Source organism: Verrucomicrobium sp. BvORR034 (assembly GCF_000739635.1).
Taxonomy (GTDB): domain Bacteria; phylum Verrucomicrobiota; class Verrucomicrobiia; order Verrucomicrobiales; family Verrucomicrobiaceae; genus Verrucomicrobium.
On the sequence record NZ_BATQ01000182.1, the window covers coordinates 62,597 to 74,474 of the forward strand.

Genomic DNA, 11,878 nt, shown 5'->3' on the forward strand with positions numbered 1-11,878 from the left:
CTTCGTTTCAGACCGAACCCTGCCTTCTCATGACACCGCCCACCGGTTTCCGCCGCGCCGTCACCGCACTCATCGCGTTGTGCCTCCTCCCCACCTGGGAGCCGGTGCGCGCCTCGGACCATGCCGACCCGCTGGACCTCAATGCGCTGAACCCTCCCAAGGACGGCGAGCCGCGCATCACGGACCTCCACGTCTATCTGGACAAGGATCAAAACCCCGCCCTCCCGGAGGCGAAGAACCTCATCGTGAGCATCTGCGTCTTCCCCTCCATGGCCCGGCTGGAGGAGGTGCCCAAGGACCAGGTGGACGCCCAGAAGCAGAACCTGGTGATGGTGGGCACCCAGTTGTCTGCCATGAGCGGCGGCGATCCCGCAGCCCCGAAGTACAAGCACACGCAACCCCGGCCACTGAATCTGAAGAGCTACCGCTACAACATCTTCATGGACCTCAATGCGCAGCTCGGCTTCAGCTCTGTGGCTGACCGCGAGCGCTACGGAGCCACCATCCTGCAGCCAGACGACATCTCCTCCGAGGTCGAGCTTGAGTTCACGCTGAACAATGACGGCAGCCTGGACCCGGCCAATTTCAGACTCACCGGCCTGCCCTCTGGCCGCCCCGTGGTGAATGCACCCTACCGGGACAAGGAGATCAACGTACGCACCGGGGTGTTCGACGATCCCTTCATCTTCCCGCGCTTCTTCCGGACGAATATCATTGGCATCGTGGTGAGCATCCCGCTGGACCGGTTCGCGCCTCAACAACGGAACTTCCTCGTCTGGGCCACCACCACCAAGGACGGGAAACAGATCGATCACGTGGGCCGCTCCCAGCGCACCCAGTTGCCCCGTTTCGACGGGCTCAACTTCCTGCCCCCCTCCAAGCATGTGGCCGATATCAACCGCCGCCACAACAACCCCACCATCCTGGAGGACTTCAACCGGACCTTCTTCTCCCCGCTCTTTGCCCGGCGACCCTATGATGCGATGCCGGACGTGCTCATCTTTTCCCGGAGCCAGCCCACCCGCTTTCCCAATGGTCGCGTGCTCTCGGATGACGTGGCGGCCCTCACAGCGATGGCGGGCGACACCCAGCTCTGGGAGGCCTCCTACACCGATGACAACCGCTACCCGCGCGTGACCATGAACGACGGAGAGTACCGCATCAATCCCGCCACGGGAGCCCCGCAGAGAAATCCCCAGGGGCAGCTGGAACAGTTTTCCCTGAAACCCTTTTCCAACGAGTTCCCCTACTTTGCCTCCCCGTGGCTGGTGGGGGAGAAGCCCGAGTACGCCCGCCCTCGCCTCGCCCGTCCCAACCTGACCAACAACACCTGGCGCATCTTCTGGCTCGTGGAGGTAGTGGGCCTGGTGGTATTGGGTGCCCTGCTCTTCTTTCTCGTACGTTCGCGGGTACTGCGAGGCTTCATCGCCCTGGTGGTGCTCTACACCCTCTGGAAGCTGGGAGGCGTGTATGCGGTCAACGATCCCATGATGCCGATGCAGGCCTCTTCAAAGCTCTGTCGGCTCATCGGCGGCGGGGGCGTGCTGGGGGCGCTGGTGCTGGGCATCTTCTATGCACTGGGCTGGCGACACGGCATCAAGCGCCCGCCTGCCGATGCCGCGCTGCCGGACAGCAACCAGGACCTGACACTGCACGACCGCCAGTTCACCCGCTCCACCTTTGCCGAGGTGAAGAAGCAGCTCTTTGATCCCGCCCTGCGCGACGGTGCGAGCCAACAACCCTACTATCACACCTGGGGCGGGCCGAACGAGAAGCCCCTCCCCGTGTACTCCATCACCGCCGGCCGGCTGGTGACCAGTCTGCTCGCGGCCTCCCGCCGCACACTGCGCACACGGGCGGTGATGCGCTGGGGAGATGATCACAAGGGTTTCCGCCGTCTGCTCCACCCCAATGGCATCATCCTCTCCGGCGAGTGGAAGATCAACGACGCCCCGCCCGGGACGAACTACACGGGTTATTTCAAACCGGGCAGCCGAGCCCTCGCGCTCGCCCGCTACTCCACCACCGCCAAGGAAACGCACGCGGGCAAGTGGCGCTCCCTCGCGCTGGTGGCCAATCTCTACCCCACCACCGACCCCAACGATGCGGCGGCCTATCCCACGGCCAGCCTCATCACCCAGGAGGATCTGGGCGGCACCACCACCTACAGCATCCGCGAGGCCGTGCTGACGAACTCCCCACCTGTCACTCCATGGCGACGCGGCGCCGGCATCTTCAGCTTCATCATCACAGCGCTGAAGCTCTTGCGCGCAGACAAACAGCCGCTGGAGCGCCAGCTCTATGAAATCTCCGAGTTCACCACCGGTGCACCGGTGTCGAATCCGTCCTGCCCACGCTTCATCAAGCTCACCACCGCCAAAGGAACGGTCGAGGTGGGCGGTGAAGGAGTGGACTTCCGCGATGAGATCCTGGCCATCATGTACGACCGCGGCGACGCCACGCCCAAGCGACCGCTGGTGTTTGACGTGGCGGTCTCTGACGTGGGCGAGCGCTCCAACATCACCCAGCGCGTCCACGGGCAGAAGTGGACCACCATCGGCACGCTGACCTTCACAGAAGCGGTGGCCTCCTACAATGGCGACTACGTCTTCCATGTTCCGCATCCGCGCTGGCGGGATGATCGCAACGATCCGAAGTCCGTGGCCCGCGAAGACCTGCGCTGACCGCCCTCATTCCCACCCACCCCACTGCTGCCGCCCATGCAAGTGTCCATCACCCATCTCTCCACCGCCGGGGTGCTGTTGGAGATTGGCTCCCTGAGAATCGTCACCGATCCCGTGCTGGACACTGGCCTGAGACGCTACCCGGCTGGCCTGGGCCTGCATCTCACCCGTTACCGCGGCACCTCCCTCACGGCGGCAGAGCTGGGCCCGCTGGATGCCATCCTGCTGAGCCATCCCCATCATGTGGATAATCTGGACGAGGGTGGCCGGGCCTTGTTCGCCCAGACACGGGAGGTCATCACCAACCCCCACGGCAGACACCATCTCAAGGGAGTGTCGAACGTCACCACTCTGGAGGATTGGGGCACCACCACCCTCTTTGGGCACGATGGATTTAAACTCACCGTCACGGCCACACCAGCCCAACATGGCCCCCGCTGGTTTCCTGGTACCCGGCACGTCTCAGGTTTCGTGCTGCGGTGGGAGGGGCAGAAACACGGCGTGCTCTACCTTTCAGGAGACACCATCTACTTCGACGGAATCCGGGAGGTGGCCAATCGGTTTGCGGTAAACACTGCTGTGTTGCACCTGGGCGGGGTGAATCTGTGGCCCCCGCTGCCTCCAGCGATCAAGTTCACCCTGACGGCGCGCGACGCGGTTCAGACGATCAAGATGCTGACCCCGCGACAGGTCATCCCCATTCACTACGAGCAGGCGGTGTGGGCACATTTCAAGGAGGACATCTCCGCTTACGTCCAGGCCTTTCAAGCTGCGGGCGTGGATCATCTGGTGCGCTGGATCCCGAATGCACTCTCCTGGCCCGCAGCAGATGGTTCAAGTGATCGACGGTATGTCTTTGAGATCTGAAGATGGAGATCACTCCACCTCGATCTCGACCGCCAGACGCCAGGTATCACCCGCCGGCAAGGTCACCGCGTCGTCCGCCGCGAAGCCCGTCTCCACACAGGCAAAGTAGGGCCACTGGTCCTCCCCCAAATCTTTCAACGCCCGCGCCTTCTCCGTCCAGGGATTCCAGACAATGGTGCTCTTCCAGCCTTCCAGACCGGTGAGGCGAATGGAGCGGTCCTCCGCGCGCAAGGTGACAGGCCCAGGTGAGTCCACAAATAGTCGGTCCGTCTCTTCGGTGAAGGTGATCGGCCCCTCCTGAACCTTGCGACGGAACCCCTCCGTTTGGTCCAGATACGTTTTCCCCTCCAATCCCTCCACCGTGGCCTGTTGCACATTCTCCAGGGCAAAATAGCTGTGCAGCGCGGTGTCGAAGGTGAACGGGAACTCCCCCGTGTTTTGCACGCGAAAGTCCAGCAACAGACCCTTTTTCAACAACTGGATCCTATAGGTAGCCACGAAGGCGTGCGGCCACATCGCCAGCGTCTTTTCGTCCGACTCCAGCTCCAGCACTGCGCAGTCACCCGCTGATTCCTTCAGCGCCCACACCGAGGTCCGGGCAAAGCCATGCGAAGGCAGTGACGGGTTGGTCGCATGCGCATTGAACCACGGGAAACACACCGGAATCCCACCACGGATCGCTTTACCCGGCTCAAACACCGCCCGCGGACTGAGAAACAACACCGGTTTCCCGTCCAGCTCCCACGTGGCAAGATGCGCCCCCTGCAGGTGAAGCGTGGCAGTGGCGTTGGACCGGTGCAGAGTGAGCGTGTTCATGTCAGGCGGCGGAGCTGTGAAGGAAGCGAATCCCGTGCCGCAGGCAATCTACAATTATTTAACCACAAAGGCACAGGGAGCGCAGAGCAAAAATTAGGAATTAGGAATTAGGAATGAGTTGCCCAGCCCACAAGCGAGGGTCTTCGGATGATTCATTCATAATTCCTAATTCATCATTCCAAATTTTAGGAACTCCCTCTGTGCCTCTGTGGTTTTATTTAATTTTGTCCTCCTGACATACTGTTGTCACCAGCCTGTTGCAGACTGTGTCCATTATGAACACCCGTTTGCAATCCCTCCAAAAGTCCTTCCTTGCGCTGATCCCCGTGATCGCGCTCACGCTGCTCATCTCCGCCGTGCCGGGATCTGACCCCGGCCCGGCCACCAAGGGCAAGATTCACCACACGGGTTACATCTGGCTGAAGGAGCCAGGGAACAAGGAGCATCAGCAGCGTATCATCGATGCGGCACACCGCTTTGCCGCCCAGATTCCCGAGGTCAAAGGCCTTTCCGTCGGCAAATCCGTGCCCAAAGGCAGCCCCCTCATGGACACCACCTTTGACATCAGCCTGACCATGCACTTCGACGATCAAGCCGCCATGGAACGCTACAACAAGCATCCCGTGCACGAGAAAGCCGCCAAGGAAGACTTCCTGCCGCTGTCAGCAAAGATCCTGTTCTATGACTTCGTCAGCGAGTGAACTAAGCTTCCAAAAATTAGGAATGCTGAATTAGGAATGAGGAATGAGCTTCTGCGGACGTCGGCAGATCCTGTCTGCCAAATCTCAACCGCAGCGAGGAGGCTTCTCAACATTCATAATTCCTAATTCATCATTCCTAACTTTTCCCTACTGGATTCTTACTTTGACTCCCGCCGTCACCAGCGGTCTAAGTGCCGCGGCGTCCCAGTTGGAAAGGCGGATGCAGCCGTGGCTGCCAGAGCGGCCGATGGTTTCAGGAGTTGACGTGCCGTGGATGCCCACGCCGGGACGGTTGAGGCCCATCCAGACGACTCCCACGGGGCTGTTCGGACCAGGGGGCAAGTTGTAGAAGTCCTCCGTACGCTCGCCGCGCTTCAGCACGCCTTCATCCCAGCGATACCAGGGGAAGGTGGTGATGCCCACGATCTTCCAGTCGCCCGCCGGCGCGGGATGCTCTGAGGAACCAGGGGTGATGGGGAAAGCGGCGATGAGAGGTCCGCCTTCCGCGTCATAGACCTCCAGCATCTTCACCCGCAGATCCACCACGATGAAACGGTTCGCCAGCGCAGGGTCCTGCACGCGGGCGGTCTTTGAGGTGGCCGGAATCTCTGTGACGAACAACGGCCGGGCCACATTCGGCACCGTCACGCTGGCGCCCGCGGGTGCGGCGTCCACATTGACACCGGGGTTCAGTCTGGCAACAAAGGCCTTGGAGGTGTGAAACCGCTCTGCCAGCAGCTCCGTCAGCGAGGTATAGGGCTGCGTCTTCTGAAGCACCACCACGGAGGGGCTGCCACCCTGCACTCCGATCTTGCTCACATCATCCGCAGTGACGGTGTAGGTGGTGTACGGATCAATCGAGCCCAGATCCGGGAAGGCATCCCCGGCCAGACCATGCGCGGTGTTGTAGCGGGCCAGCGCCTTCTTGGTGAACTCCCCTTCACGACCATCCACAATGCCGGGTCCGAAGGACTGGTTGTCGAGGTGGATCTGCAACTTGACCACGTCATCCTGCACCATGTCCTCCGGACGCGGTGCCGTGGCCACACGGGGTGCAGTGGTGCTGCAGCTGGCGCTGATCAAAGTCCAGCCGGCGAGCAACGTCGCAGCCCACAGGCGGGGTGTGATTTTGGAGAGGCGATGGCCTGAAGCAGGAGCAGCGGTCAAGGAAGGGAGCGGAGAGCCAAAAGTCATGGGGGGTCTAGGGGGATAGAACGATGAACAGGCAAAAAACGAAGCCCGGCGGCTGGGTGCCGTCGGGCCTCAGGGGAAACTACGATCCAGACCCCGGTGCCGGTTGCATCACGTGCGGGGTGCGGGTGGTGGCGACGACGGGGCTGGCCTGGACGGTGACTGACTTCAGTGCGAGCCCGAGCTGACGCGGGTCTTCGGCATTTCCTTGAACCGGAGGACAGAAGATGACCAACAGATCATCGTTCTCACCCGGCACAGGCCTGCGCCGGCTCTGGCCATCCTTCGGTGCAAAGACCCAGTGCCCGGGCCGGGAGGCGTCTTTCTCGATTACGAGCGGGGTGCGGTTCCACCAGAGCCGGATCTCTCGTGCTTTCAGCGGGCGGGCCTCGATGAACTCCAGGGTGACCTGGGGCACCTGATCCATCGGCTTGAACCGCCAGAGGCTGATGGGCGCGGTCCATCGGAAGTCGGTGCCCTCATGGTGCTCCAGTGCATGACAGCCTGCCAGAAAGGCAGCATCCATCTCACCCACATGGCAGGGTTGGCTCGCCTCGATCCGGCGCGGCAAGGGGTGGGCCTCATCGCGCAGAGGTCCCTGTAGGGCGACTGAAAGGTCGCCATAGGTCTGCCACACCCTTTTGAAGATCGCATAGGCTGCCTCTTCACTGAGTCCGGGGTTCTTGAACTTAAGCCAGGTCGCGACAAACTTGAAAGCGATCCGGGGTACTTGCATCATCCGCTGCCAGACGAGGAGACCTTTCCCGGGGATCGGCGGGAGATCCGCCATGTGGGCCATTTCCTTGCGGGTCACCAGATCCCGCACATGACGGCGCATCGCGTTGGAGGCGGCAAAGGCCTCCGCCAGGGCGGGATCCGCTTCGGCGCGGGAGATCGTTCCCTTCGCCACCTTGCGCGTGCGGGCGACCTCCCTCTCCTTTCTTCTGAACTCCCACACGTATCCCAGGAGCTCACCCATGTCGGTGGGATTGTAGTGCGTGATGGCGGCGTCGGGTGTGTAGCCCAGCGTCAGCCCCATCTCATGCAGTCTGGCCGCGAGCGTGGTTTCACCGTACCTGAGATGTCCCTTGGGGAATCCTCCCGCCGCAAGGTAAGCCGACTTCTTTACGAGCGTGCCCCGCTTGGTGAACTTCCTCCAATCGCCCTCCTTCGTCCAGATCGCGGCGGCTTCCTCATACAGGATCGCCTCCATGCGGATCATGCGGTGCCTGTCCAGCGGTGTCGGCAGCGTGCGCACACAGGCACCTGCCAGGTCATGCGTCTCGCTGTACCGGATCAGCGTGGCCAGGCACTCGGGCTCGGCCACACAGTGCGGTTCGGTGAACATGATCCAGGTCCCTTTGGCCGCCTGCACCCCGGCATGATACATGGCCATTTCATCCCGCGTCTTCAGCCGGATGATCTGGTCTTGCGGGCGCAGGATTGCTGGCACCTGACGCTCAAACCAGCGATGACGGCCCGAGGCGACCACGATCAGCTCAGTCTGGGCCCCTTCTGGCAAGGTCTGCTGGATCCAGCTCTGCAGGCACTCCACGGGCCTCTCTCTGGGGTACTCCAGAGTGGTCACGATGGAAACCAAGGGGGCGGGGGCGGTCATGCGCGCCCACTCAAAAAGCACTCCCTGCTTTCTGCAAGGCAAAACGGAGACACCCGCCTGCCGCTCCGGCGCACTTCCCGCTTGATCCTGCCCCGGCCTCCCGGCAAAGGTTGGCCCCATGGAACCCTGCACCCATGCCCTGGAAGGCTCGCTGGTCATCACCCCGGCCGAGCTGGATGCAAAGGCCCTGTCCGCAGAGCACCTGCGCCAGGCCGCCCTCCTGCTCCATACCCGCGGGTACGTCATCCTGAAGGGGGCCATGCCCCTGCTGATCGCCCACGCTGCGCAGGACGAGTTTGCCCGCATTTTTCAAGACTGCGTGGCCAGCAAGGAGGGAGACGGCTGGTACCAGGTGGCCCGCGAGACTCAGGCGGTCTTCTGGGAGCGCAACTTCCGCTGGCGTATTTTCCCGAAACTGCGCGGCACCTTCAGCGATGCGTGGATCGTGGCCAACCCGCTGGCCATGCAGGTGGTGAACCATCTCCTGGGCAGTGAGCTCTACTGCAAGTTCGTCTCCAGCGATACCTGCCTGAAGGGCGCCGTCATCCAGTCTCCCCACCGCGAGCTCGGCAGCGGCGATCAATGGAGCCCCCGCGCCTATGTGGTGAATGTGCCGCTCGTCCACTGCGGGCTGGAAAACGGCCCGCTGGAGGTGTGGTACACCGGCAGCCATCTCTGGCGCAACGAGGTGCTGCGCGGTCTCAGCTATGATGATGATGTGCAGGACGGCCGCAACCCTCAAGCAGAGGAACTGGCCGCCCTTTTCCCCTCCCGCCGGGTGGTGCTGGAGCTGGGCGATGTCTTGATCCGGGACCCTGGCCTGCTGCATCGGGGCACGGTGAATTTCACCGATGACCCACGCTCCATGCTCACCGTCTGCCTCATGCGGCAGGGCGAAAGCCACAGCTATGGGGAGGCCACCTACAGCCTGGATCGTGAAATGTGGCAGGCGCTGGACCCAGCGGTGCAGCCGCTCTTTGCCCATGCTTTCCGCGAACCCGAGCCAGTCACGCCGGCTGAGCTGCCCGCACCGGCATCGGCCCCCACTCCGTCTCCTAGGGAGACCAAGAAGCCCGCCAAGGAAAAAGCCTCTGGCAACAAAAAGGAAAAGACCCTAAAGGCCAAACCCCGGCGCGGACTCCGGGCCTGGTGGCCCTGGACACGTGGTTAGAGGAAGAACTCCTGCGTCCTCATCCCGGCTGCCAGCCTTACGCTTGCGGCCGGCGGATCAGCAGCACCAGCGCCCCTTTCAGAAATCCCCACGCGTACCACAGCCGGATGAACCACGTGGGGCGCTCATTGCGGTACTTCACGCACCCCAGCCAGAAGCGCCGGAGCACGGTCATCAGATCCTGCCAGGCCCACCCAACCGCCCTGGCGCGGTTGGCCAGCGTGAAGGGTTGGCGATCCCCCAGCAGTCGGAGATAGGCTTCTACTTCGCCAAAGCCCTGGTGCAGAGGGAGCAGATGCCGCAGGGGCATGCGCTCCTTGGGGATCCAGTGACGCAGCTTCAGATCGGGGCAATACCACATCGTCCCGCCCGTATTGCGGACGCGCAGTTGCACCTCCGTGTCCTCCCCGGCCATCAGCGACCGGCCCCGGCGACCGCTGAGATGACCCAGCTCCAGATAGCCGCTCTTCACCACGGCCTGCCGGTTCAAGACCAGGCCCGCTCCGCAGAATGCCCGCTTTCCTTCATCGGGCACCTGCATGGGTTCATCCCCCCAATCCTGCCGGGCCAGACTCTCCCCATAGGCCTCGCAAAGGGCTGAAGGAGGCTCCTCCCACAGCAGCGCATTGCGTCCGCCGATGACTCCCACGTGAGGATGCTCCGTCACAAAGCGTGAGGCATGCATCAGCCAGTCGGCCTCCATCAAACAGTCATCGTCCACAAACACCACCCAGTCTCCCCGGCTGGCAGCGATCCCACTGCGGCGCGCATACGCCGTCCCCAGTCGGGGTTCGTGATGCAGCCTCAGTTCCGGTGTTTCACCGTCTCCTGCCATCGCCAGGCTCCACTCGGCTTGCAGTTGCCGGATGAGTTCGCTCGTCCCGTCGTGGCTGGCATTGTCCACCACCAGCACCTCCCAGGTCACCCCGGCCGGACGCTCGAGCTTCATGAGTTCGCGTACACATCGCTCCACCAGAGGACGGCGATTGTGCGTGCAGATCATGAAGGTAAACAGCATGGGGGTGCGGCTCTTCGGTCTTTTTTGTGCGGCGGCACCCACACTGGACCAGCCCTGGCCCTCCTGCATGCAGGATCTCGTCATTTCCACCATCCCTGCACCCAGCCGTGCTCCGGCACCGATTGCATTTGGAAAAATCCATGCTGACGTTTAGGCTTCATCCACTTCCGGCGGGCCCAAAAAACACCCCTGCGACCCTCCTGGTTGACTGAATCACCGATTTACTGATCCACCGACATGCTCACCACCTCCACTTACGATCAACTGTGCACCGCCGCCCGTGAAGTCTCCCTGCTCCACGGTGCCTCCGCCGTGTTGGGCTGGGATCAGGAAACTTACATGCCGCCCAAGGGCGTGGAGCACCGCTCCCGCATCCTCGCCCAGTTGAGCGGGCAGGCACATGAGCAGTTCACCTCCCGTCGCTTCCGGAACCTTCTCGAGAAGGCCGAGGACGAAGTGGACGACCAGGCTGCTGCCCGCACCTCCATCGTGAAGGCCAACATCGAGCAACTGCGGCGCGAACTGGACCGTGCGTTGAAGCTCCCCAAGAAACTCGTGGAGCAGAACAGCCAGGCCATCTCGCTCGGTCAGGCCGCCTGGGCCAAGGCCCGCGCCGCCTCAGACTTTGCCTCCTTTGCCCCGCATCTGGAGCGCCTCGTGGGTCTCGCCCAGGAGATGGCCGCCCGCTGGGGCGGGAAGAACGAGCCCTATGACGCCCTGCTGGATCAGCATGAGCGCGATGCCACCGCGCAGGACATCGACAAGCTCTTCACCGCCCTCCGCCCCTCCGTGGCCAAGATTGCCAAGGATGCCGTAGCCCGCTCCGCCGCCGAGGCTCCCCCTCTGAAGGCCATGCTGGGCAACTGCCCGGTGGAGAAGCAGCAGATCCTGAACCGTGAGGTCGCCGAGGCCGTGGGCTTCGACTTCGACGCCGGCCGCATCGACACCACCTCGCACCCCTTCTGTTCCGGCTTCGGCCCCGGCGACGTGCGCCTCACCACCCGCTACGATGAGCGGGACTTCCTCTCCTCCCTCTTCGGCGTGCTGCATGAGACCGGCCACGGCCTCTATGACCAGGGCCTGCCCGAAGGCGAGTGGGGCCTGCCCTCCGGCAGCGCCGTCTCCCTCGGCATCCACGAGTCCCAGTCCCGCCTCTGGGAGAACCACGTGGGCCGCTCCCGCACCTTCTGGGAGCGCTGGTTCCCCCGCGCCGTGTCTCTCTTCCCGCACCTGAAAAAGCTCACGCTCGACCAGTTCCTGCTGGGTGTGAACCGTGCCGAGTACTCCTTCATCCGCGTGGAGTCAGACGAGGCCACTTATGACCTCCACATCATGCTGCGCTTCAGCCTCGAGCGTCAGCTCTTCAGCGGCAAGCTGAAGGTGTCCGACATCCCCGATGCCTGGAATGCCGAGTTTGAGTCCTCCTTCGGCCTCACCCCGCCCAACGATGCCCACGGCTGCCTCCAGGACATCCACTGGTCCATGGGCGGGTTCGGCTATTTCCCCACCTACACCCTCGGCAACCTCAACGCCGCCCAGCTCTTCGCGGCAGCGATGAAACAACGCGCCATCAAGAACGCCACGACCAAGGCCGAGTACGCCCCTCTCCTGAAGTGGCTGCGCGACAACGTCCACGCCGCCGGCTCCTGCCTCTCCCCCGCCGAGCTCATGGAGCACGCCACCGGGAAGACGACGGAGTCAGGGCCTTATCTCAAGCATTTGAAGGCGCGGTTCCTCGCCTGAGGCTGAAAGTAATAATCGAATTTGCATTTTTCTGCTATCCGATTTCATATTTATGAAATCGCTTAGTCT

The 11,878-nt window shown here is 62.7% G+C and carries 9 protein-coding genes; 5 read left to right on the forward strand and 4 right to left on the reverse strand.

Annotated elements, in window-relative coordinates:
• Window positions 1-29 precede the first annotated feature (29 nt).
• A complete protein-coding gene (locus tag BV034_RS32415; RefSeq protein WP_050031080.1) occupies window positions 30-2,684 on the forward strand; it encodes a hypothetical protein in 2,655 nt (884 codons plus the stop codon).
• A 36-nt stretch (window positions 2,685-2,720) separates the two neighbouring features.
• Window positions 2,721-3,551: an MBL fold metallo-hydrolase gene (locus BV034_RS32420; protein ID WP_050031081.1), complete on the forward strand. Its 831-nt coding sequence runs from the start codon at window positions 2,721-2,723 to the stop codon at window positions 3,549-3,551.
• A gap of 9 nt (window positions 3,552-3,560) precedes the next feature.
• On the opposite strand, the gene BV034_RS32425 is transcribed toward BV034_RS32420, so the two are convergent.
• Complete coding sequence (locus tag BV034_RS32425) at window positions 3,561-4,367, reverse strand: D-hexose-6-phosphate mutarotase (protein ID WP_050031082.1); 807 nt, start codon at window positions 4,365-4,367, stop codon at window positions 3,561-3,563.
• A 275-nt stretch (window positions 4,368-4,642) separates the two neighbouring features.
• On the opposite strand from BV034_RS32425, the gene BV034_RS32430 reads away from it, so the two are divergent.
• On the forward strand, window positions 4,643-5,068 hold the full coding sequence (locus BV034_RS32430; protein ID WP_050031083.1) for a Dabb family protein: 426 nt from the start codon (window positions 4,643-4,645) through the stop codon (window positions 5,066-5,068).
• Between the two features lie 147 nt (window positions 5,069-5,215).
• Here the strand turns inward: BV034_RS32430 and BV034_RS32435 are convergent, their stop codons facing one another.
• Both BV034_RS32435 and BV034_RS32440 read right to left on the reverse strand, forming a co-directional pair.
• Window positions 5,216-6,262 carry a L,D-transpeptidase family protein gene (locus BV034_RS32435; RefSeq protein ID WP_050031084.1) on the reverse strand — a complete coding sequence of 349 codons (1,047 nt, stop codon included), beginning with the start codon at window positions 6,260-6,262 and terminating at the stop codon, window positions 5,216-5,218.
• Between the two features lie 79 nt (window positions 6,263-6,341).
• Window positions 6,342-7,877, reverse strand: a complete 1,536-nt coding sequence (locus BV034_RS32440; RefSeq protein ID WP_050031085.1) for a glycosyltransferase — start codon at window positions 7,875-7,877, stop codon at window positions 6,342-6,344.
• 118 nt (window positions 7,878-7,995) lie between these two features.
• On the opposite strand from BV034_RS32440, the gene BV034_RS32445 reads away from it, so the two are divergent.
• Window positions 7,996-9,048: a phytanoyl-CoA dioxygenase family protein gene (locus BV034_RS32445; protein WP_050031086.1), complete on the forward strand. Its 1,053-nt coding sequence runs from the start codon at window positions 7,996-7,998 to the stop codon at window positions 9,046-9,048.
• 37 nt (window positions 9,049-9,085) lie between these two features.
• On the opposite strand, the gene BV034_RS32450 is transcribed toward BV034_RS32445, so the two are convergent.
• A complete protein-coding gene (locus BV034_RS32450; protein WP_265593723.1) occupies window positions 9,086-10,150 on the reverse strand; it encodes a glycosyltransferase in 1,065 nt (354 codons plus the stop codon).
• Between the two features lie 153 nt (window positions 10,151-10,303).
• Between BV034_RS32450 and BV034_RS32455 the strand changes: the two genes are divergently transcribed.
• Window positions 10,304-11,809, forward strand: coding sequence for a carboxypeptidase M32 (locus BV034_RS32455; RefSeq protein ID WP_050031088.1), 1,506 nt, complete (start codon window positions 10,304-10,306; stop codon window positions 11,807-11,809).
• The last annotated feature ends 69 nt before the right edge of the window (window positions 11,810-11,878 follow it).

What these genes read in the sequence shown, in the direction of transcription:
- BV034_RS32415 (WP_050031080.1), top strand. Translation starts at nt 30, where the DNA reads ATGACACCGCCCACCGGTTTCCGCCGCGCCGTCACCGCACTCATCGCG.
- BV034_RS32420 (WP_050031081.1), top strand. Translation starts at nt 2,721, where the DNA reads ATGCAAGTGTCCATCACCCATCTCTCCACCGCCGGGGTGCTGTTGGAG.
- BV034_RS32425 (WP_050031082.1), bottom strand. Translation starts at nt 4,367, where the DNA reads ATGAACACGCTCACTCTGCACCGGTCCAACGCCACTGCCACGCTTCAC.
- BV034_RS32430 (WP_050031083.1), top strand. Translation starts at nt 4,643, where the DNA reads ATGAACACCCGTTTGCAATCCCTCCAAAAGTCCTTCCTTGCGCTGATC.
- BV034_RS32435 (WP_050031084.1), bottom strand. Translation starts at nt 6,262, where the DNA reads ATGACTTTTGGCTCTCCGCTCCCTTCCTTGACCGCTGCTCCTGCTTCA.
- BV034_RS32440 (WP_050031085.1), bottom strand. Translation starts at nt 7,877, where the DNA reads ATGACCGCCCCCGCCCCCTTGGTTTCCATCGTGACCACTCTGGAGTAC.
- BV034_RS32445 (WP_050031086.1), top strand. Translation starts at nt 7,996, where the DNA reads ATGGAACCCTGCACCCATGCCCTGGAAGGCTCGCTGGTCATCACCCCG.
- BV034_RS32450 (WP_265593723.1), bottom strand. Translation starts at nt 10,150, where the DNA reads ATGACGAGATCCTGCATGCAGGAGGGCCAGGGCTGGTCCAGTGTGGGT.
- BV034_RS32455 (WP_050031088.1), top strand. Translation starts at nt 10,304, where the DNA reads ATGCTCACCACCTCCACTTACGATCAACTGTGCACCGCCGCCCGTGAA.